The sequence below is a fragment of the Streptomyces sp. NPDC060366 genome, from assembly GCF_042725135.1.
GTDB lineage: Bacteria > Actinomycetota > Actinomycetes > Streptomycetales > Streptomycetaceae > Streptomyces.
On record NZ_JBHXDC010000024.1, the window covers coordinates 1 to 20,255 of the forward strand.

28 protein-coding genes are annotated in these 20,255 nt (G+C 68.7%); 21 read left to right on the forward strand and 7 right to left on the reverse strand.

All coding sequences use genetic code 11. The features are described from left to right. The 7 genes from ACFWHU_RS34300 to ACFWHU_RS34330 form a co-directional block, all read left to right on the forward strand. On the forward strand, positions 1–1,554 hold a 1,554-nt coding region (locus ACFWHU_RS34300; protein ID WP_387229805.1), incomplete at its 5' end, for a hypothetical protein. 38 nt (positions 1,555–1,592) lie between these two features. Further along, positions 1,593–2,099 (forward strand): hypothetical protein, encoded by a 507-nt coding sequence (locus ACFWHU_RS34305; RefSeq protein WP_387229807.1) that lies wholly within the window; start codon positions 1,593–1,595, stop codon positions 2,097–2,099. A gap of 164 nt (positions 2,100–2,263) precedes the next feature. Further along, positions 2,264–3,088, forward strand: coding sequence for a hypothetical protein (locus tag ACFWHU_RS34310; protein ID WP_387229809.1), 825 nt, complete (start codon positions 2,264–2,266; stop codon positions 3,086–3,088). Next, a complete protein-coding gene (locus ACFWHU_RS34315) occupies positions 3,085–4,047 on the forward strand; it encodes a peptidoglycan-binding protein (RefSeq protein ID WP_387229811.1) in 963 nt (320 codons plus the stop codon). Before ACFWHU_RS34310 ends, ACFWHU_RS34315 begins: the two co-directional genes overlap by 4 nt. A 34-nt stretch (positions 4,048–4,081) precedes the next feature. Next, on the forward strand, positions 4,082–4,465 hold the full coding sequence (locus ACFWHU_RS34320; protein ID WP_387229813.1) for a hypothetical protein: 384 nt from the start codon (positions 4,082–4,084) through the stop codon (positions 4,463–4,465). A gap of 441 nt (positions 4,466–4,906) precedes the next feature. After that, on the forward strand, positions 4,907–5,287 hold the full coding sequence (locus ACFWHU_RS34325) for a hypothetical protein (protein ID WP_387229815.1): 381 nt from the start codon (positions 4,907–4,909) through the stop codon (positions 5,285–5,287). 670 nt (positions 5,288–5,957) lie between these two features. Beyond that, positions 5,958–7,715, forward strand: coding sequence for a GDSL-type esterase/lipase family protein (locus ACFWHU_RS34330; protein WP_387229817.1), 1,758 nt, complete (start codon positions 5,958–5,960; stop codon positions 7,713–7,715). A 204-nt stretch (positions 7,716–7,919) separates the two neighbouring features. Here ACFWHU_RS34330 and ACFWHU_RS34335 read toward each other — a convergent pair whose 3' ends face one another. The 3 genes from ACFWHU_RS34335 to ACFWHU_RS34345 are packed head-to-tail and all read right to left on the reverse strand — an operon-like array spanning position 7,920 to position 8,822. Further along, positions 7,920–8,180 carry a hypothetical protein gene (locus tag ACFWHU_RS34335; protein WP_387229819.1) on the reverse strand — a complete coding sequence of 87 codons (261 nt, stop codon included), beginning with the start codon at positions 8,178–8,180 and terminating at the stop codon, positions 7,920–7,922. Between the two features lies 1 nt (position 8,181). Beyond that, positions 8,182–8,511 (reverse strand): hypothetical protein, encoded by a 330-nt coding sequence (locus tag ACFWHU_RS34340; RefSeq protein WP_387229821.1) that lies wholly within the window; start codon positions 8,509–8,511, stop codon positions 8,182–8,184. Between the two features lie 11 nt (positions 8,512–8,522). Next, complete coding sequence (locus ACFWHU_RS34345; protein ID WP_387229823.1) at positions 8,523–8,822, reverse strand: hypothetical protein; 300 nt, start codon at positions 8,820–8,822, stop codon at positions 8,523–8,525. Between the two features lie 102 nt (positions 8,823–8,924). Between ACFWHU_RS34345 and dcd the strand changes: the two genes are divergently transcribed. The 5 genes from dcd (at position 8,925) to ACFWHU_RS34370 (ending at position 12,684) form a co-directional block, all read left to right on the forward strand. Next, positions 8,925–9,500, forward strand: a complete 576-nt coding sequence (dcd, locus tag ACFWHU_RS34350) for a dCTP deaminase (protein ID WP_387229825.1) — start codon at positions 8,925–8,927, stop codon at positions 9,498–9,500. Between the two features lie 176 nt (positions 9,501–9,676). After that, on the forward strand, positions 9,677–9,859 hold the full coding sequence (locus tag ACFWHU_RS34355) for a hypothetical protein (protein WP_387229827.1): 183 nt from the start codon (positions 9,677–9,679) through the stop codon (positions 9,857–9,859). Positions 9,860–9,978: 119 nt separating this feature from the next. After that, positions 9,979–10,320 carry a hypothetical protein gene (locus ACFWHU_RS34360; protein WP_387229829.1) on the forward strand — a complete coding sequence of 114 codons (342 nt, stop codon included), beginning with the start codon at positions 9,979–9,981 and terminating at the stop codon, positions 10,318–10,320. Between the two features lie 140 nt (positions 10,321–10,460). Further along, complete coding sequence (locus ACFWHU_RS34365; protein ID WP_387229831.1) at positions 10,461–11,582, forward strand: tyrosine-type recombinase/integrase; 1,122 nt, start codon at positions 10,461–10,463, stop codon at positions 11,580–11,582. 22 nt (positions 11,583–11,604) lie between these two features. Next, complete coding sequence (locus ACFWHU_RS34370) at positions 11,605–12,684, forward strand: hypothetical protein (RefSeq protein ID WP_387229832.1); 1,080 nt, start codon at positions 11,605–11,607, stop codon at positions 12,682–12,684. Between the two features lies 1 nt (position 12,685). Here the strand turns inward: ACFWHU_RS34370 and ACFWHU_RS34375 are convergent, their stop codons facing one another. The 4 genes from ACFWHU_RS34375 to ACFWHU_RS34390 all read right to left on the reverse strand — a co-directional run bounded on the left by ACFWHU_RS34375 (position 12,686) and on the right by ACFWHU_RS34390 (position 14,237). After that, positions 12,686–12,886, reverse strand: coding sequence for a DUF6011 domain-containing protein (locus ACFWHU_RS34375; protein ID WP_387229834.1), 201 nt, complete (start codon positions 12,884–12,886; stop codon positions 12,686–12,688). Positions 12,887–13,050: 164 nt separating this feature from the next. Continuing rightward, a complete protein-coding gene (locus ACFWHU_RS34380; protein WP_387229836.1) occupies positions 13,051–13,338 on the reverse strand; it encodes a hypothetical protein in 288 nt (95 codons plus the stop codon). 122 nt (positions 13,339–13,460) lie between these two features. Continuing rightward, a complete protein-coding gene (locus ACFWHU_RS34385) occupies positions 13,461–13,838 on the reverse strand; it encodes a hypothetical protein (RefSeq protein ID WP_387229838.1) in 378 nt (125 codons plus the stop codon). Positions 13,839–13,847: 9 nt separating this feature from the next. Beyond that, positions 13,848–14,237 carry a WYL domain-containing protein gene (locus ACFWHU_RS34390; RefSeq protein WP_387229840.1) on the reverse strand — a complete coding sequence of 130 codons (390 nt, stop codon included), beginning with the start codon at positions 14,235–14,237 and terminating at the stop codon, positions 13,848–13,850. A gap of 258 nt (positions 14,238–14,495) precedes the next feature. Between ACFWHU_RS34390 and ACFWHU_RS34395 the strand changes: the two genes are divergently transcribed. The 9 genes from ACFWHU_RS34395 to ACFWHU_RS34435 all read left to right on the forward strand — a co-directional run bounded on the left by ACFWHU_RS34395 (position 14,496) and on the right by ACFWHU_RS34435 (position 19,628). After that, on the forward strand, positions 14,496–14,978 hold the full coding sequence (locus tag ACFWHU_RS34395) for a hypothetical protein (RefSeq protein ID WP_387229842.1): 483 nt from the start codon (positions 14,496–14,498) through the stop codon (positions 14,976–14,978). Between the two features lie 87 nt (positions 14,979–15,065). Further along, on the forward strand, positions 15,066–16,085 hold the full coding sequence (locus ACFWHU_RS34400; protein WP_387229844.1) for an ERF family protein: 1,020 nt from the start codon (positions 15,066–15,068) through the stop codon (positions 16,083–16,085). A gap of 79 nt (positions 16,086–16,164) precedes the next feature. Further along, the gene (locus ACFWHU_RS34405; RefSeq protein WP_387229846.1) at positions 16,165–16,344 is read left to right on the forward strand and encodes a hypothetical protein; all 180 of its coding nucleotides are present in this window, start codon (positions 16,165–16,167) and stop codon (positions 16,342–16,344) included. Positions 16,345–16,370: 26 nt separating this feature from the next. Next, positions 16,371–16,640: a hypothetical protein gene (locus ACFWHU_RS34410; protein WP_387229848.1), complete on the forward strand. Its 270-nt coding sequence runs from the start codon at positions 16,371–16,373 to the stop codon at positions 16,638–16,640. 3 nt (positions 16,641–16,643) lie between these two features. Continuing rightward, complete coding sequence (locus ACFWHU_RS34415; RefSeq protein WP_387229850.1) at positions 16,644–17,534, forward strand: WhiB family transcriptional regulator; 891 nt, start codon at positions 16,644–16,646, stop codon at positions 17,532–17,534. Further along, positions 17,531–17,911 (forward strand): HIT family protein, encoded by a 381-nt coding sequence (locus ACFWHU_RS34420; RefSeq protein ID WP_387229852.1) that lies wholly within the window; start codon positions 17,531–17,533, stop codon positions 17,909–17,911. The genes ACFWHU_RS34415 and ACFWHU_RS34420 overlap by 4 nt, the downstream gene beginning before the upstream one ends. Positions 17,912–17,967: 56 nt before the next feature. Then, positions 17,968–18,381, forward strand: coding sequence for a hypothetical protein (locus tag ACFWHU_RS34425; protein ID WP_387229854.1), 414 nt, complete (start codon positions 17,968–17,970; stop codon positions 18,379–18,381). After that, complete coding sequence (locus tag ACFWHU_RS34430; protein ID WP_387229856.1) at positions 18,378–18,782, forward strand: hypothetical protein; 405 nt, start codon at positions 18,378–18,380, stop codon at positions 18,780–18,782. Before ACFWHU_RS34425 ends, ACFWHU_RS34430 begins: the two co-directional genes overlap by 4 nt. A 420-nt stretch (positions 18,783–19,202) precedes the next feature. Next, entirely contained in the window at positions 19,203–19,628 is a 426-nt protein-coding gene (locus ACFWHU_RS34435) for a hypothetical protein (protein WP_387229858.1), read from the forward strand. Positions 19,629–20,255 lie beyond the last annotated feature (627 nt).

A 20,255-nucleotide genomic window follows, 5' to 3' on the forward strand; every position in this document is an offset into this window, starting at 1 on the left:
GGCGGCCCCCCGCCCTCACCGGCGACGCCGACTGTCGCCCCCGCGCTCGGAGGGATTGCCGCAGGGTGGGACGGCACGTTCGCCGACGGGGCGATCATCCCCATGGACTGGTCGCGTGTTGAGGTGCACGCCGCACCCGGCGACGACTTCACCCCCACCGCCGACACTCTGGTCGCGACGATCGAGACCGCGCAGGGCGGCATCGCGTACATCCCCGCCACAGTCCCGCAGTACGTGCGCCTCGTGGCCCGCAACACCAGCGGGGCCGCGTCCACTCCGACGGACACGGTCGGCCCGTACGCGCCCCGCCCCGTCGCCGGGGAGATAGGCATCGGGGAGATCACCGAAACGCTCATCGCCGACGGCAGCATCACCACGCCGAAGGTCTTCGCCAACGCGATCACCACGGCGAAGCTGGACGTCGGCTCAGTAGACGCGACCGCCCTGAAGGCGGATGCGATCACCGGTAAGACCATCACCGGCGGCATCATCAACGGCGCAGAATTCCACAGCGACGACGGGGCTGGTGGAACCGTCGACATTGAAGGCGGCAGGGTCGAAGCGACCTCGGCCACCGACTGGAAAATCCTTGTCGACCCCACCGACGAACTCCCGCTGATTGCCTTCATCGAGCCCGGTGGCGAAACTGCGGGCGTCATCAACGGGTCAGGCGAGGACGGGCGACCTGCCCTGAACATCTCCAGTGGCCCGTTCGCTGACGGGGCGATATCCGACTGGCGGTGGCTCATGTACATGGGCCGCTCAAACGGGCCGGACGGGAGCTTCTGGCGGGTCCGACGCGTACGAGAGTCCAACGTGACAACTGCGCTCGGCGGCCTGGTCTTCGCCGGCCCCGTCTTCGCTCAGCTCGGTTACATCGACACTGAAAACACGAGCGCGAACGCAGTGGTGCAGATCCAAACCGGACTCTGCCGTGTCGGCGCAGCCCGTCTCAGTATCGACCCACCTGCCTCCGCGAACTCTGGTCTGTTTCTGAACGCCGCGACCGGTCACACGGGAAATCTCTTCCGAGGCCAAGTCGACGGGGTCGACAAGTTCGCCGTCTCGGCCGCCGGCGCCATCACGGCAGCCGGGGCGGTCAGCGCGCCCAGCTTGAGCACCACCGGCAACGCCACCATCGGCGGAACCCTCGGCGCCGCCGACGTCACCGTTTCCGGGCAGATCACCAAAGACGCCACCTGGTCCACCCTCAGCACCAACACTGGCTGGGCCGGGTACGGCGGCGCATTTGGATCCGGGCGCTACCGGCGCATGCCCGACGGCAGCGTCTTCCTCCGAGACCTCATCAACCGCACCGCGTCCACCACCGCCACCACCGGCGAAGTCGTCGCAACGCTTCCCGTGGGCTACCGCCCCACCACCACTGTGCAACAGAACGCCTTCGTCGGCGGCTCCACCGGCGGCTCCATCTCCGTGAACATCAACACCACCGGCACCATCACCATCAGCAACCTGAGTTCCGGCGCCATCACCTACCTCTCCACCGGCAACGGGTACATCAGCCTCAACGGCTATCAGTTCTTCACCGACTGAGGGGCAGCGTCAGCCCAGCACTCACCGGAAGGCACCCCATGCTCACCACCACCACAGGCCCCCTGCTCACGGAACGTCTCGTCCAGACAGACGAACCCGCGACAACCACGCTGCCTGTCGCCACCTCAACCACCATGCGCACCGTCCTCCGCGCACCCGTACTGGCCAACCCAGGGGACATTCTCGACGTCACCGCCCGCATGCAAGTCACGAACGACACCGGGAAGAACGTCGGCGCCGGCTGGCACCTGTGGGTGTACGACATCGACCTCCAGCCCGCGATCCCCGTGGCGAAGCGGCCGTGGACGCAGATCGCCCCGTGGACGGCGGACAACGTGGACCCGACCCGCCACCACATGCCGATGATCACCGACGCTCTGTGGGAAGTGCCGCCGGACTGGCCCGCCGGCCACCGGGCGATGGTCGTCCTTCAAGCCGCGGCTTTCCGCACTACTCCTCTTCCCGGGGAGACGCTGCGGGTCGATCAGGCGTACTGCCTTCTCACGATCCGCCGCCTCACCCCCGCGCCCGCCCCCGGCTCTTGACCGGCCAGCAGGAAACCGGGGGCAACACCAGCCCCAACGACCCGTACGCTGATCAGTAGGGCGACCCTCCGCCCCGCACCGCCCCGAGGGACTGCCACCCGGCCACCGGCCGGAGCAGCACACGACGTCAGCTCTGGGCGCGGGGAGTCACGGAGCGCGGGCAAGTGCCCACCGATCTCACCGTTCGCATGTACGAGACCCCGGAACACCTCGGTCGGCATCTCGTGCTGGACCCGCGCAGCCTCGCCTACCGGCGGCCGTACTCCGGGGAACCACTGCGGGCCACCGAGTGGGAACCCCGTATCCCCGTCCTCGACCAGCAGAACCTGCGCTCCCAGGGCATCTACACCTCCCAGGCGTACGGCCTGGTCGACGACCTGGATGCCCTCAGCTCCTGCACCGGCAACGCCGGCGCGGCCCTCCTCTCCGTCCTCCTGACGAAGGACCAGGCAACCGCCGCCGGTCTCGACACCGACAACGCTGCTGCGGCCGAACACTTCGCGATCGGCCTGTACGCAGACGCCTCCCAGCGGGACCAGTGGCGCCAGGAAGCGTGGCCTACGGACGACGTCGGATCCTCCGGCCTCGGTGTCGCCAAGGCCCTGCACGCCCGCGGCCTGGTCGACCAATACGGGCACGCGACCACCGCCCTCGAGTTGTGCGCGCTCCTCCAATCCGGACCGGTACTTCTTGGGACAAGGTGGCACGCCGCTTTCAGCGAGCCCGACCGAGACGGCTTCATCGACACTGACCCGGAGTGGGCAGACTCCCCGCTCGAGGGCGGCCACGAGGTGTGCGTCACCGCGCTCGAGGCCATCGCCCTCAATGACGGCGTACTGATGCCCGAACACACCGTCCTGCGTTTTCGTCAATCTTGGGGTTCCTCCTGGGGGGACCACGGAGACGGCCGCATGCGCTTGTCCACCTACCTTGCGCTGCGCGACGACGCAGACGTCATTCAGCCCCGAAAAGACGGAGTCACCCCATGAAGCTCATCACCCGGTCCGAACTCGGCTGGCCCGCCTCGGCCGCACCCTCGCAGGCGACCGCCAAGGGCGTGAAGGTCCACTACGAGGGGACCGCCGTCAGTACGAAGCTGCTGACGGATCACGCCGCCTGCCTCGCAGAGTGGAAGGCCATCCGGAAGTCCCACCTTGCGAACAAGGCCGAGGGCTACAGCGATGTCGCCTACAACTACGCGGCCTGCCCGCACGGCTACCTGATGGAGGGCCGGGGCCTCCGGAAGCGAACCGGCGCCAACGGCAACCAGACGCTCAACCAGGGGCACTACGCGATCCTCGGCCTGGTCGGATCGTCTGGCCTGACCGAGCCCACCGACGCGATGCTCTCCGCGATCCGCGACGGCATCGAGCTGCTGCGGAAGAACGGCGCGGGCTCGGAGATCAAGGGCCACCGCGACGGCTACGCGACCGCCTGCCCCGGCGGCCCGCTGTACGAGTGGGTCAAGAAGGGCGCCCCGCGACCCGGTGGTGGCAGCACGACCCCGCCGAAGCCTCCGGCTCCTGCCGCGAAGGAGCACAAGGTCGTAGACGGCGACACCCTGACGTCGATCGCGAAGAAGTACAAGACGACCGTCGCCGCGCTCGTGAAGCTGAACAAGCTGGCGGACCCGGACGAGCTGGATCTCGGGCAGATCATCAAGCTGCCCGGCGCGGCCGCGCCGGCGAAGCCGGTGTATGAGCCGTTCCCCGGCGCCTCGTACTTCCACACCGGCCGCACCAGCCCGATCATCACCGCGCTCGGGCGGCGCCTCGTGGCCCTCGGTTTCGGCAGGCACTACAGCAGCGGGCCCGGTCCGTCATGGACGAACGCCGACAAGCGCAACGTCCAGGACTTTCAGCGCTCCAAGCCCGAGCTCGCCGGAGACGCCGACGGCATCCCCGGCCCCAAGACCTGGGAACTTCTCAAGATTCCCAAGCTCCTCTGAACCCTCAACGCCCCACCCTCACAAGGAGATCAACATGAAGCTTTTCGGTCGGGAACCTGTCGTCGTCCTCGGCGCTGTCGCGGTGTTCCTCAAGCTCCTCGCGGGCAATGGCGTCAACGTCTCCGAGACGCAGCAGACCCTCATCAACGCGTTCCTCGCCTGCGCGGTCGCGGTCGCGTCCGCCGTCGTTCTGAAGAACGGTGCCGTGTACGCGGCCCTGCTCCAGTTCTCATCCGCAGCTCTGGCCTTGTTCGTGGGCTTCGGACTGGACATGAGCACGGAGCAGCAGGCCGGGTGGATGGCGTTCGTGTCGGCGGTCCTCGCGGTCGTCGAACGGCGCGAGGTGACGGCCCCGGTCGCGGAGACCCGGCTGGAGAAGTCCAGCCCGGTCAAGGCGTCCGCCGTACGGGGCGTCTGACGTGTGCGTGGCGGCCCGGTGGCTCACCCGGCACCTGGGCCGCCGCGGCGTGTTCCTGGCCATCATCGGGATTGGGAAGACCTGCTGGGGAGTTTCGTTCCTCGTCGACCCACCCAGCCCGGACGGCCTTCAGCTCCTCACGACGTTCTGCTCACTGAGGCACTGGTCCTGGCTGTGGATCATCGCCGGGATGATTACCCTCAGCTCCGCATTCCTGAGGATCGGCAGAGACAAGTGGGGGTTCGTCGCCGCCCTCATTCCCCCCACCGTGTGGGCGATCGCCTACACATCCGCCGCAGTCAGCGGCGAATACTCCCGCGGCGGGTTCGTCGCACTCTGGTACCTCACCTCGCACGTCGGGGTCATTTTGTGGGCGTCCGCGGTGCCCGAGCATTCGGTCCCCCCACCACCGAGGCGCACAAGGAAAGGCAAGGCGCCATCGTGAGCATCTTGGCTGGGTTGGTGGCAGCCTTCGGTACGGTCGGCATGGTTCTTGCCGGCCTGTTTGCGGCCCGCGCCACAAGGGCGGCGGCCGATGCCACTGCTGACGCAACCCGGGCTGCGGCCCGAGCGCAAGCTGAGCCGAATCAGCGAGCCGCTGACCTGGCGGCCTTCCAGGCGATTCGGGACGACATGCAGGGTGAGATCACCGAGACGAAAGCGGAGCTTCGCGAGACCAAGTCCGAGCTTCGGTCGCTTCGTTCCCTCGTCGGGGCGTTTGCCGGGTACGTCACCGACTTGACGACGCAGATGCGGATTCACCGGATCGAGCCCCCGGCGCCGCCGGACCGGATCACCGAATACAACCGGACTGGAGTCTGACATGGCGGTGGTGCGCGGTGAGTTGATCGGAGTGGCGTCTCCGACGCGGGTGGAGGTGTCAGCGACGCTCGTCAACACGGCCGGCGAGCAGGTGCTGGGCTACGTGTCCTCGATGGAGGGGGAGATTGTTCAGCGGTCTGTGACCCGCCCGGATGAGGACGGGGCGTGGGAGCTGGACCTGGTACCGAACGCCCTTGTCGCTTCGGTGGCCGGGGACACGTTGTGGGCGGTGACGGAGGGCCGCACTCTGGTGGGCGTTCCGAACCTGACGCATATCGTGGTGCCGGAGGGCGACACCGAATGGTGGATGGGGGATCTGCGGGTTGTCCTGCCGGGCACACCTCCGGGCGAGCCGGACGCGGTGGTGTACGTGCCTGGCCCTGCGGGCGCGACCGGGCCGGCCGGCCCGGCGGGCAGTGACGGAGCACCAGGACCCCAGGGCGAGCCGGGCGTCGACGGTACGGACGGCGCTGATGGCGCTCCGGGCGAGACTGGCCCCGCGGGACCGGCAGGAGAACCCGGCCCGGCTGGAGCTCAGGGCACCGCCGGCGCGGCAGGTGCCGATGGCGAAGCGGGCCCGCAGGGCGAGACCGGAGAGACCGGACCCCAGGGGCCTCCGGGTGCCGACGGAGCGGACGGTTCCCCAGGAGCCCCGGGAGCTGACGGCGCCATGGGGCCGGAAGGTCCGCAGGGTGAGCCCGGTGACCCGGCCACGAACTTGGTGACGTCGGTCAACGGGCAGCAGGGTGTTGTCGTCCTGGACGCGGCAGACGTGGGCGCCGACCCCGCCGGCACGGCAACCGCCGCGGTGAGCCCGCTCGATACGCGCCTTGACGGGGTGGAGGACGCGCTGCCGCTGAAGGCCGACAAGGCGGGCGCGGACTTCACCGGCCCGGTGAACGTTGTCGACGCTGACCTGTCCGTCCACGGCGACGGCAAGGGCTACCGCTTCCGCCGCGGCGGTGGCGCCCTGGACTTGGAGGCGACGGGCGCCGACCTGATCGTGTCCAACTGGAGCGGGCCGGACTACGACGGGACGCAGCGGTCGTACGACCGGTACTCCGCTGATGCCCTGAACGTTCAGCATGCCGGGAAGCGCGAGTTCGTGTCCGGGCTGTACGGGACGACCCGGCACGTCATCGACCCCGACGCCAACCAGATCGGCTTCTTCGAGGAGCCCCCGGTCGGGCAGCAGACTGTCACCGGGTCGACGACGAGCAGCACCCTGGCGTCGGTGGTGGCCGCCCTGGCGTCGTACGGGCTGGCGGTGGACGCGAGCGCCCCGGATGCGAAGGGCGTGTACGTGCCGGCGGGGTGGGGTGAGCATTGGCGTGCGGCCCGCGCGCAGGCTGTGGCGGGCACCGGGCTGGCGCGGATCGTGACCCTGGGAGGCAGCGCGACGCAGGGGTTCTACGCGTCGAATCCGCACACCGCGTCGTGGCCGGGCGTTGTGCGTGCAGCGCTTCAGGCGGAGTTCGGGGATGGTGGCGGCGGGTTCAAGTCGTCGTCCATGTCCTCAACAGTCCTGGCGTCGGGCGATGCGACGGCCCTTGCGGCGTGGCAGTCGGCAGGGGCGATCGTCGGGCAGACCGGCACGTGGTCGCTGTCGGCGAACCGCTACGGGCCGGGCATCACCGGCGTGTATACGGAGGCTGCGGGCGCGACGATGACGTACGTGGTGCGCGGGGCGACGGTGCGGATCTTCACGATCTCCGGTGGCACGAGACCGAGTTTCACGTACGCGATCGACGGTGCGAGCGCGGTGACGGTGACGGTCCCGGCAGGGTCGGCGGCCGTACAGGTCACCACGGTCACCGGCCTTACGGCGGGGAATCACACGGTGGTCCTGACGTGCGGCACGACGACGACGGGCCAGTATCTGACGGTTGCGGGGGTTTCGGGGGAGAACGCGTCCGGGGTGATCGTGCACAACTTGGCGCGTGCGGGTGCCGGGTCGGGCTCGTACGCGACGCTCCCGGAGTCGGCTCTCAACGCGACGTGGAACGGCGGCGTGTCGTACCCGGCGGACCTGTGCATCTACACGGCCGGGCCGAACGACGCGTCCAGCGACGTGCTGCCGGACGTGTGGGTCGACAACCTCGCGGCGTGGCTGAAGGGCGTACGCGACACGGGGGCGTCCGTGGGGGCGACGGACATTGTGATCGGCCTGCCGCACTACGGGAAGCACACCGGTTCGACGGCCCGGTATGCGGAGTACGCGGCCCGGTTGCGGTCGCTCGCGGATGCGCACGGGGCGGCGGTCGTGAACTGGTGGACGATCGGCCGGAACAGCTGGGAGTTCTGGAACGGCCAGGGCCTGTGGGGGACAAACGCGGGGACGGGCGCGGCTGGTTCGGACTCGGTGCATCTGTCGGATGCGGGGTTCGAGGTCATGGCGGCGCCGGTGGTGGACCTGCTGAGGTCGTGAGCCGGGGAGGGCTCGTGTCCTATAAAAACTCACACCAAATAACGTGATCTTGCTCATCTGGAGCGCTCCGCTCCGGCGCTACGCCAAGCCTCTGACCTGCGGGTTCACCACCAAAAGGCAGCAGCGTGAGGTTAGGTACTCTTGACGCGCCACTGTCCTCGATCAACTTCACCTTGATCGAGGACAGTGCGTTGCGCGGTGTTCCTACAAGTCCCCGCCGTGCTCGCGGTCGGACTGCATGGCTTCCTCCCACGTCATCGCAGACTGGCGATAGACGACATGCGAGTTGCCAGCGAGCACCTTCTCCAGTTCCTTCCTCGTCTGCTCGCGTGCCCGCTCGGCCGCCTCTTCGGCTCGCCACTCGACAAGTTCCTCCGGGGTGGCGTCGACGACGATGAACGTGTCCGTGATGCTTGAGAACACGGCGAGCTTCCCGTCTGGTTGCCGGATGATCTGCTGCCCCATGTCAGGCTCCTGCGGTGGTGAGGTCGCGCTGGCGGATGCCGCCTCGCGGTCCGAACTCCAGCGTCGCGTACGGCTGGTCGGAGTCGGGCGTCTCGTACAGGAAGATGACGCACTGGTCTTCGCTCCCGTACCACTGGGCGTCGTCCCGGTCGGGCCGGGTGACGTGGCGTGCCGGGTCCACGTTCGGCAGCCCGAAGCCTTGGGGGATCCGGTTGCGCATGGACTGGTGGGCGGCGCGCATCGACGGCCACCACTCCATCCACGCCACCCCGTTGGCGGGCTCGGTCTTCACGGGCTCCCAGACGCCGTACACCTTCGTCGGCTTGGCCATGGTCGGGCTCCTCACTTCCCGTGGGTCTTGGAGTGGTTGCGGATGCTGGCCGGCGCTCCGACGTACGTGCACTTCGGGCACTTCGCCCAGGCGCCGCTGTCGACAGCGGCAGCGGAGATGGAGTGGCCGGGGCCGTAGCCGTGCTTGTGGAGCAACTGGGGTACGGATCCGCCGTACTCGGCGGCGAGGAGGGCGGCTTCGGCGACCTTGTCGTGGCCGCGTGCGAAGAAGCTGCCGATTCCGACTTCGGTGCCGCAGCCGCACCAGCAGGTTCCGGTGGGGATGAGGCGGGGGAGTTCGTTCTTGGTCATGACTCCAAGATACAGCTCCTTGATGGGGCGTCAAGGGGGTTGTTCAAGAACGATCGCGTGAGCGGGGGAATGTCCCGGCCCCGCCCTGCTTACGATCGGATCGTGCTCCTCTCCGACACGGACATCCGCGCCCACATCACCACCGGCCGCCTCGGCATCACCCCCCACGACGACACCCTCATCCAGCCCGCAAGCATCGACGTACGCCTCGGACGATCCTTCCGCGTCTTCGAGAACCACCGCATGGCGTGCATCGACCCCTCCGCCGACCAGGGCGACCTCACACGCCTCGTGGAACCCGATGGTGACGACCCGTTCGTGCTGCACCCCGGGGAGTTCGTCCTCGCCACCACCCTGGAAGAGGTGTCGCTGCCCGACGTTCTCGCGGCCCGCCTGGAGGGGAAGTCGAGTCTCGGGCGCCTCGGGCTCGTCACGCACTCGACCGCGGGGTTCATCGACCCCGGGTTCACCGGGCACGTCACGCTGGAGCTCAGCAACGTGGCGCCTTTGCCCCTGCTCCTCTGGCCGGGCATGAAGATCGGGCAACTCTGCTTCTTCCAGCTCTCGGGGCCGGCGGAGTTCCCGTACGGGTCGGCGGGGCTGGGGTCGCGGTATCAGGGGCAGCAGGGTCCGACCGCGTCCCGCTCGCACGTGGGGTTCTACCGGGCTCGGGTGTGATCGGGCGCGCATAGACTTCGGCATGGCCGAGGTCCTCCTGGTTAGAGCAGGGGGTCTCGGTCAGGAAGTCAGGCGGCGCCCATGGGTCCCTCCTGTGTTCGAGCACCGGAGGGAGCTGCCGCCTGACTTCCGCACTGGCAGCGGGAGTTGTCGGACCGGCCCCGTAGGCTCCCGTCATGACTTCTGACGAGCTGCACCAGGCCCTCGCCGCGTATGACCAGGCCGTGCACCGGGCGGGAAGCACCGACCGGAGCCTGCCTGAGGGTGAGAGGTGGGCGCTCGGTGTCGCGGCCCCGCAGCTCGCTTCGCACGCCCCGAGCGACCGGACCGACCCGGATGTGCGCGGAGTGCCCTGGTGAGTCGTGGCCGTGCAGAGGCGTCAAGAACGCCATGGTGATGGCCGACTCCCGGTACAACTGAGCCGGGGGAATGTTGGGCGGGAACTCTGCGACCTTGGATGCTGTGACACTCTGGGTGCATGGACTTCCACGGGACCTACCTCGCCATTGTCCTCGTGCTCGGCGTGGTTCAGTTCGGCTCCCAACTCCTCTGCCAGATGAAGCTTCTGGCGAAGAAGACCGCTTTCAAGTCGATGTTCATGTGCTGGTCCATCTGCGCCATGGTGTGCGCCGCGATGCTGTTGTGGGCGGGGATCGCCATCGCTGCGCCGTTCGCAGCCGTCACGGGCTTCTTGTGGTGGCGCCACCGGGATGACGACGATGACGACGCCGGGCGACGGCGTCGTCGGCTCAAGTCGACCGCGAAGTCGAAGCTCCCCCGTCCGGTCGCTGCGGCTCGCCCGGTCCCCACCGAGGCGTAATCCTCGCACGGAGCCAGAATCCTTAGGATCGCGCACAGCGAAGAAGTGGCAGGCCCCGCCGTTTCCTGACGGACCGTTGCGTCTCACCTGGGATAACCTCTCCTTATCCGAGGTAACGCACGGACGTCAGGACAGCACACGTGAACGACATCGAACCGGCCGCAGGCCGCGAACCCGAGCCCGTCACCGACGCCCGTACGGCGCTCGTTACCCGCTGGGCCGAACGTCACGGCGTCGAGGCAGCCGCCCGCCTCGCCCAGGCCGAAGACCTTGCCGACGCGGTGGCCGCCGAGATCCGGCCCGCGAACACCGACGACACGTACACCAAGTCCTGGCGGGTGTGGGAACGCTTCTGTGCCGCACAGCGCTTCCCCACGACCGAAGGCTCCCGTGGCGCCCTCGTCGCGTACGTCGCGTGGCTGCTGCGCGAAGGACGCCAAAGGCCGGGCCCCGGCGGGGTGTTGGGGTACGCGCCGGCCAGCGCGCGCCTCCACTTGGACGCCGCGATCGTCGGCCTGCGGAACCCGAAGGCGGTCGGCCGCGCTGGCGCACCCTGCCCGGTCACTAAGGACGATGCCGCCGAGGCGCGCGTCGCCCTGGACGGTCTGGAGGTCAAGCTCATCAAGGCCAAGGAGCGGCGCGGGCGCGGCCAGGCCGTGGCCGCTGACCCGGACGGCCTGTATGCCATCGCCGCGGCGTGCGACACCAGTCTCGAAGGGCGCCGCGACCTCGCCCTGATCCTCACCGGGTTCCACTACGCCTCCCGCGCCTCCGAGCCCGCCGGCCTGCTGAACGCTGACGTTGCCGTACGCCCCAAGGGGCTCGTCATCTCCGTTCTCACCGGGAAGACGAAGCACAGCGTCCGCAGCCCGAAGATCCCCTACGCGTCCGACCTGGCCATCTGCCCTGTCCGCGCGTGGATCGCGTACCGGGAAGCTCTCGTCGCCCACGGCGGGAGCGCGCACAGCTCCCCAACGGACTCTGCGTTCCACTGGATTGACCAGCACGGCAACATCCGCGGCCCGCTCGGGCCGGACGGCGTGACCGAGGCCATCAAGCGGATCGCCGCCCGCGCCGGCATCCCGGTGAAATGGACCGGGCACTCGCTGCGCTCCGGGCTGGCCTCGACCGGCCGGAAGAGAGGAAAGGATGCGGTGGCCATTGCCGACCAGGGAGGCTGGGCACGGCACAGCCGTTCCATGCTTGGGTACATGCAGCGCGACGAGGGCTGGGACGACAATGCCTCGGCAGGACTGACGTGATGACAACCGGCAGGAGATGCCCGTGAGCCCGAGACGGTACGAGGCGGCTTCCGTACGGCAGTTGGGGGTGGTCGTGGACCAGCTGGCCGGTGAGGTGTCCGGGGAGAGGATGCGGCAGCTGCGGATGGTCGTCGGCATGTGGGACCGGGCCGTCATCCGGCACGAGATGGGCGGCCGGTCGCTACGCCGGGCCCAGCAGTTCTTCACCCGCCCCGTCCTGGAAATCTTCTGGGACCTCGCGGCGGCCGGGGAACTGCGGCACTGGGACAAGGACGTCGGTACGTTGATGCCGGTGGCGTCGCTGCGGATCGTGCGGGACTGCCTGGCCATCATGGCGCGCGAGGTCGTTCCGGAGCGCCGGGTGTGGCTGCCTTCCGTACCGGAAGTGGAGCTGAAGGACACGGTGGAACCGGACCGGGTGGACTCCCTGTACTGGAAGCTCGTGGAGATGGCCGCGGCGGGCCCGCTGGAGCGGGACGGGACGGCGTTGTCGTACGAGGACCGCACCCGGTTGCTGGCGTTGGTGGCGGTGGTTCTGGATGCGGCGCCGAGGTCGGGGGAGTTGGCGGCAATGCGGTTGACGGATATTGCTGCGGGTGAGCGGGCGGTGAGGGTGCGCCGGCAGCAGCAGAAGGGCGCGCCGAACCGGTATGAGGAGATCGCCGCGTTGGCGGAGGTGCATCCGTCGTCGGTGAAGGAGGTGATGTTGGGCCGCCTGGATCAGCGGTCGGAGTTCACCCGGCAGAGGGTGTTGGCGGCGGTGGAGGAGTTGGGGCCACCGGCGGAGGAGGAGTGGTACGCGCTGCGTCCGGCGTCCAGGGCGGCGTTGCGGCACTGGTTGCGGGTGCGGGGCTCGTTGGAGGGGCCGCCGTTGACGTCGCGGTCGACGCAGCCGCCGTTGTGGGTGACGTTGGTCCCGACGAAGGCGGGGCCGGCGGGGGTGACGATCGCTGCGCAGGGGTTGCGGATGGCGTATGCGCGGGGGATGACGGCGCTGAACTTTGTGATGTCGGGGCGGGAGGGGTGGCGCCCGTTGCCGATGCGGATGGAGCAGTTGCGCCGCTCGGTGACCGTGACGCCGTTGGAGGGGCCGCCGGGGTGACTCAGGTGCCGGGGAGCGGGTCTTGGTCGATGTCGTGCCGTTGGTGGGCGCCTTGCCGGTCGGGATCACACTCCGGCCCGAGCCGCCGCGAACGCGATATGGCGTCGGTCAACGGCCGTTTGCAGGTGCGGCAGCGGATGGTGGGTGGCCGTGGGGCGGTGACATCGGCGAGGGGTTCCTGGTGTGCTCGGCTGCGGCTCATGGGTTCAAGTGTGCGGTTTCGTCAGGCCCCGTAGCAGGGCGGCGAGTTCTTGGGTTACGATTCGCGTGCGTGTTCAGTGTGCTTGAGAGCCCACCACCCGATTTGGGGCGGTGGGCTTCGTCATGCGGTGGCTCTTCAGTTGTCGCTGTACGACGGGCAGGTGGTCAGGCGTTGGCGAGCCGGGCAAGCATGCTGGTCTGGTCGCCGATGCTGGTGACCCAGGCTCCGGTCGGTCCGTAGGCGGTCGTTCGTGCGGGCATGTGCGCTTGCTGGTGGCCGTCCGGCGGGATCAGAAGTGAGCCCCGGAAGTGGTCGTCGGACGGGGCGGCCCCGACGTACAGACAGACGCGAAGGGAACCCAGCCGGTCGGTGCCAAGGACGAGGACGTGCCCGTCCGGAGTGGTGCTGTCGGTGCCAGTCCACCGGATGTTCAGATCATCGAGACGAATCATGGTCGGGTCTCCTTGGTCAGGCGGCAAGGGTGACGCGGGGCTGGTAGTCGGCGTCGCGGGCAAGTTTGAAGTGGATGAGCGCCGTCTCATCGCGCATCGGGGCAGCGCTCATCCGCGTGGGGTCAGACCTGCTTGGCCTGCTCGTACAGGTCCTCCGTACGCAGGGCGGCGTCGGAGATGGCGTCAACGACTTCGGTGTAGTCGCCGTCGAGGATGTCGCTGAGGATCCGCTGGCCGCGCTTGACGCCCTCGATGTAGAGCGTGCTGCCTTCGTCGTCGTGTCCCGCGGCGAGCCATTCCCGCAGGACCTTGGCGGTGACGGCGAGGTTCTCCGCGGGCGTGCCGAGCATCGAGGTCTGGTACATGAGCCTGCGGGCTTGGCCCCTGGCCCACGCGCGTCCACGGTCGTAGTCCTCTCCCAACAGGCCGGTTTCGGCGGTGGGGTACGTGGCCTCGTCCAGGGCGGCGAGGGTCTGCTCCGGGGGGAAGTTCATGTTCATTGGTGCCTCCTAGGCGGCGAGAGTAGTGCGGGTGCGGTAAGCGGCGGCGATGATGTCGCGGTTGATCTCGAAGGCGATCAGGGCGGCCACGCTGCGGGTCGGCGCGGGCGGCATGACCGTTGTGGGGGCGGGGCGTTCGAGGACGAACGCGATCCGGTGGCAGGTGTAGGAGACGATGCGTCGGATGTCGAAGGCCCTGCCTTCGCCGCGCAGTCGGCACATGGCGTGGACGCGGATCTTGCCGCTTGCGGTGGTGCGCAGGTCGTACGGCTCGATGGTGCGGAGGGTCTGTTCGCCGTTGTCGTCGAGGTAGGTGATGGTGACGGCGTGCTTGCGGGTGATGGCGCGGGCGAGGTCGGCTTCGGTCTTGGTGCTGGCCTGACGCTTCGTGACCTTCATTGCTGCCCCCGCTGGTTGGTGTGTGTCCCACCATAGCCGTTCGGTATGGTGTTGACAATACGGAAGGTGTAGAGTGGTCCCCACAACCACCGCACCACCCCCACCACAGCCGTACACCCCGTATGGCTATCCCCCTACCGAATGGAGGACACTGGTATGGCCAACACCCCCACGCGCCCGGTCGGCCGTCCCCGGTCCGATCGGCGCTCGCCGAGAGGACCCCGCCCCGTGGCTTTGAGCCGCAAAGACGAGCAGACCATGGCCGGCATTCGTGCCGCCGCCGAGAAGCTGCGCACTATCGATGAGCCCGCCCTCGCGAAGCTTGTCGACAGCACCCTGACCCCTGCGCACCGTGCACTTCTCGGACGGGCGTGGGAGTCGGGAGTGAACCTGCCGATCAAGATGCCGAAGACCTTCCGGGACCTGATCAAGAAGAAGGCCAAGGCCGGCGGCGAGAACATCACGCACATCGTGGACGACGGCTTCGCCCGGTTCCTGGCCGGGGAGTTCGCGGTGCTGACGCCGGAGCGCAAGGCGTGGGGAACGAAGGAAGAGACCGTCGTTCTGAACACGAGCCCTGACTCCGGCCTACAGGCGAACACGTCCGCGAAGTGCCGTGACCTGCGGGAGTCGGGGGCCCATCCCGGCCTGTACGTGTCGACCGTGGCCGCCGCCATCCTCTACGAGCACTACGGCCTCGGCCCGTACGCCGACGACGCGGAGACCGGCACGGCCGGCTAACCGCCCCTCGCGGGTGGCGGCGACCCGGACGCCGACACCAGGACCGCCACCCGCCGCACACAGTCACAACCCCATAGGAGAGACCTCATGGCTGACGCCATTGAGGCCCCCGCCAGCGTCACGGCGGAGGGCCCCACCCAGCACACCCAAAACCAGGACCAGCCGAACGTCTACATCCTGATGTCGCGCGTGATGAGCGACGTCAAGAACGTCGGCAAGAACGGGCGCAACCAGGCGCAGAACTACAGTTTCCGCGGCGTCGACGACTTCATCGGCGTCCTCGCCCAGCCGCTCCGTGACCACGGCGTGTTCATGATGCCGGAGGTCCTGGACTTCGAAACCTCGGTGCGCGGCAAGATGAACGCCGTCCACATGCGGGTCGCGTTCCACTTCTACGGCCCGGCCGGAGACAAGGTCACCACAACCACGCTGGGCGAGGCGTCGGACGTCGCGGACAAGGCGTCGAACAAGGCCATGTCCGCAGCGCTGAAGTACGCGCTGCTTCAGACGTTCATGATCCCCGTGGATGCGGGTTCGCTGGACGACGGCGACCGCGACCACCCGGTGGGCCAGCGGTCCCCGGCGGACAGCTACATGGAGCGCGTACGGAAGCCCGTCGTGTGGAACAACGTGAGCGCCCTGGCGGCGATGCACGTAGAGGCGAAGGCCGACGGGCTGCTGAACGCGGAGGTGGAGGGGCCGGGCGGTACGACGACGCTGGGCGAGCTCCTGGTGGCCCGTGGCACGTTCCTGCGGGGCGAGGCGGCCAAGCAGGAGGAGGCGAAGGCGCAGGAGGCCCCGGAGGTGGCCGCGCAGGTCGCTGCCGAAGCGGGTTCCCCACAGGCGTCCGAAGCGCCGCAGCTGGACGTGTCCGACGCGGTACGGGCCGGGCACGTGAACCGGCTTATGGGGCAGGTCGCGGATCCGAACTGCTGGAACAACCCGCTGGCTCTGTCGCAGATCAAGAAGGACGCGGAGAAGCATCAGGTTCTCGACGCGGAGGTGCAGGGTCCGCCGCCGGGCCGGGAGTGGATGCCGTTCCGCACGCTGCTCGACAACCGGTTCGCGGAGCTGAAGGCCGCCAACGAGCAGAGGGGCGCCGCCTGACCCGCACTGTCCTGTACGACCGGCCGGCCCCGCCTTGGGTGCCGGCCGGACTGCTCTCCACCCCTGAAGGGAGCCCGTCATGGGCGATGTCCTGCTGTCCCTGTTCTTGGCCGTGCTGCTGATGGCGGGCTTCATCTGGCCCGCGATCCACGGCCGCCGCGTACGCCGCCGCGGGTTCGACGCGGAGGTGTTCCCGCACAACACGACCGCCGCCCGCGAGGCGGACCGTGCGGCCCTGGAACAGGCCAACCGACTCTGACCCGGCAACCACTTGGAGGTGGGCCCATGTTCTGGATCACGGTGGTGTCCGCCACCTTGCTCATCACCCTGTCCGTTGCCGCGGTGTTCCGGCTGCGCGCGCTGGGGCGTGCCCTGGCTGCGGAGAAGGCGTCGTCCCGGGTGGCGGAGGCGATGCGGTCCCGCGACAACCAGGCCCTGCACGACCGTCTCCAGGCCGCACGGGCTCAGCACGACGTGCTCGCCGCCGCGGCACGCGAGATCGACCGGGCCCTCGCCCTGTACGCACCCAACCGCGACCCGAACGAAGGGAGCTGACCCATGGAACCCAGGTACGCCCGTGAGGCGCTGACGGACCATCCGCTGTACAAGTACCGGGGCTGCGGCCCCGACGAGCAGGACCCGTCCCGGTCGGCCGGCGACCCCGACGTGAGCGTGGACGCGTGGGCCCCGTACACGGGTGACATTCCAGAGCCGCAGAAGGTGCGGATCGGCCGTGAGCGGGCCGCCCTGCGGATATGCGGCTGGTGCCCGGTCCGTACCGAGTGTGCGGCGTACGCGAACTCGGAGACCGTGGACGGGCACCTGGTGGAGCCGGAGGGCGTGTGGGGCGGGGAGCTGGCCCTGTCCCGGCATCGTGCGCTGATCGCCCGCCGCGCTGCGGTGACGGCGCCGGGGCGGGACATGACGGAGGCCCGCACCCCGCAGAAGCTCGCCGTACTCCGCGCGCTGGCGAGGGAGACGGATGCCGAGCTGGTCGCGTACCGGGCCGACATGGACGTTCGCACCGCGAACTGGCACCGCAGTGCCCTGGTCACCCTGCTGGGCCTGAACAGGGAGACCGCGACCCGGGATCAGATGCTCGCCGCGGCGGTGGAACAGGGCCTGCTGCCGCGCAGTACCCGTATCCGCCCCTCCACCCGGTGGCCTGACGGCCCGTGGCCGTTCGCTGCCGCGCCGACGGTGGACGGTGCAAGACAGCGCAGGATCGAGGGCCGTCGGCGCCGCGTGCAGCTGGTGCTGCCCGGCCTCCGCGACATGGTCCTGCACCGCACACCCCCGGTCCTGCGGGTGGTGATCCCCCGCCCCCGCACGGGCGCCCGGTGGGAGCAGCCCCTGCTGCCCGATCCCGCCCCCGCCCGTCTGGGGCGCCTGCCCCGGCGACAACGCCCTGCCCCGACCACGACGACCGTTCTGGAGCACGCAGCATGACCACCACACCCGAAGCCCCCTGCCCGTTCTGCGAGATCAACACCGGTCGCGCGCCCGCCACGTTCGTGGACGAGTGGTCCGACGCTTTCGCGATCGTCCCTCTGAACCCCGTGGTCGACGGGCACACTCTCGTGATTCCCAAGACCCACGTCGCCGACTTTGCGGACAGCCCCGACGTATCCGGGGCGATCGCGCGGAGGGCAGCGCAACTCTGCCGCGACCTGGACTTGGCGCACGCCAACCTCATCACTAGCCGAGGTGTATACGCCACGCAGTCCGTGTTCCACCTGCATCTGCACCTCGTGCCCCGCTCTGAGAACGACGGCCTGGCGTTGCCCTGGTACAGCGGGCGAAAGAGCAAGGGGACCCACTCGTGACGACTACACCCGAACTCCCTGCTTCGGTCCCTTCAGTCCCTGCGAGCCCAGCGGGCTTGTCGGCGGCCGACGTCGACCAGGCCCTGACCGAGCGCTGCACCACGTCGGGCGAGGTCATTGCCGGGCACATCGCGGCCGGAATGCTGGACGTGGTGTCCCGGCCCGCGAAGCTGCCGGAGTTGACGTTTCCGGACGACGACCCGGACACGGTGCGCCGGGTGTGGGAGCTCGCGGTGGCGGTGGGGTACCGGGCGGGGAAGCACGCCGTGCGGCCCGACTGGACGGCGGAGGGCATCGCCCGCCTCAAGGCCGCGTTGTACGAGGCGGGTTACCGGGGCATGGGCCGTCTCGCCGTACGCACCGCGAACACCACAGCGCCCGTCGCGGCCGAGTCGGAGCACGACCGTGTGACAGACGGGTTCGACGGCGCCGACTGGGACACCAGCACGTGGGGCGGTGGGCACCCGTGAGCCGTCGCGCCTACTTCGACAACACCGCCCGCACCGCCTACCTGACCGCCGTCGCCAGCGGCATGCGCCTTGCCGAAGCCGCGTCAGCCACCGGCGTCAGCGTCAACATCGCCCAACGCCACGCACGCAACGACCCCGCGTTCGCCACGGCGTTGAAGGAGGCCCGCGACATCGGTAAGAAGCTCCGTCAGGATGCCGCCCCGCACGACGAGTACCGGTACATCAACCAGGGTTGCCGTTGCACGGCGTGCAAACGCGCGTCTGCCGTCGCGCGGGCCGGGCGTCGTTCCGAAGCCCGAGAGGACGACCCCCAACCCGCCGCCGGGGAGGGCCCCGTTGTTGTCGCCATGGTGGCGGGGGGACAAACCGGGGTCACGTTTCCGCTGGCCAGGGCCTCGTGAGGGGGACCGGCCAGACGAGCAAGATCACGTTATTTGGTGTGAGTTTTTATAGGACACGACCAGGGTCCGTACGGGCGTGCGATGAACAGGAGAAGTGATGACAAGTCAGGTGATCCGACACGATGCGCTCAAGATGACGACAGTGGCGGCTCGAATTGATAGGCTGAGCCTGGCGCCAGACGACCACTCAGATGGATGGTCCGCCCGGCGACACCAAGACATTGGAACGGCCCCGCTTGATCCGTCGGTGGTAGCACACCTTAGGAGCGGGGCCGGGCCGACACTCATCTCCTACGAAGGTGCCGACATGGCGAAGAATACCCAAGGGGCTCCCCCTTCGGACAGTGGGACCCGCGACACCGGCGTGACGATCACACCGCCGACGCACACGGGCCCTGTCACCACTACCTCAACCACACGATGAGCACGGCGGCCGAACTCCCGGCCGACGGTCTCACTCTGGGCGCCATCCGCAAGGAGCTGCGCAACCTGGTCGCAATCGCTGACAGCGCGGAACGCCCCAAGGCTGACGTCATCAACCCGCCCGAGCACAGCATGGCGGGGCATGAGTGGCGGATCGCACAGGAGGCGCCCTTCGCTGCGCGGCCACCGATGTGGATCGTACGCAGCGTTGACGACTCGGAGACCCGCGACTGCGTCTACATCGCACAGCCGGATCCCTACGTGTCTTACGACTGGGAGCGGCAACTGGACTTCGTGTGCATGTCTCCCCTCGATGCCCGCCGGCTTGCCATGGCTCTCTTGGCGGCTGCTGACCGGGCGGAGCACAAGGCCCTTGGTGTCACCCGCCTTGAGGACCGCCGTAAGGCGGGAGGCGACCGATGAGCGAGCACCTCCTTCTCCTCCAACCGCCCGCACAAGCCCCGGCATTGCGACCTGTCGCTAACGCCGTCGACTACTGCCAGTGTGACCGAGGCCCCGTCATCGGGGCCGTCACCTACACGGAGACCCGCATGTGGTTCTCCCCTGTCGGTACACCGAAGGGCGACAACCCGGAGCGGTCCTCTGAACTCTGCTGCATCGACTGCGTGGCTGACACGGCGCAGCGGATCGCTTCCGGCGCCGTCCTGGCCGAGAGGCAGGCAGCGGCCCGCGAGCGAGCGGGGGAGATGAACGTTCTCCGTCAGCGCTCCCAGATTTCCGTGGCGGCTGAGTCACGGCAGACCTCACCCAGTAAGGGAGATCAGGTGACGTAGCGACCTTCAGCGGGAGGTCCTGGGCCCCTTGGCGGGGGCGCTTTCCTCTACCGCTGGCCGCTGGTGTTGGCGCACCGTATGCGGCCGTATCCCACGGACCGGTTTGGCGACCAGTCCAAGGCTCCGGAAGTCCGGAGTAATTCAGGTTCTGAGCGAACCACATCACCACCACGAGGGGCTTTTGCATGCCCTCAAGGAGGCAGGTACATAGTGCCGTACGCAACCCAGTCTTGTCAGCTTCCCGCTCCCCAACCGG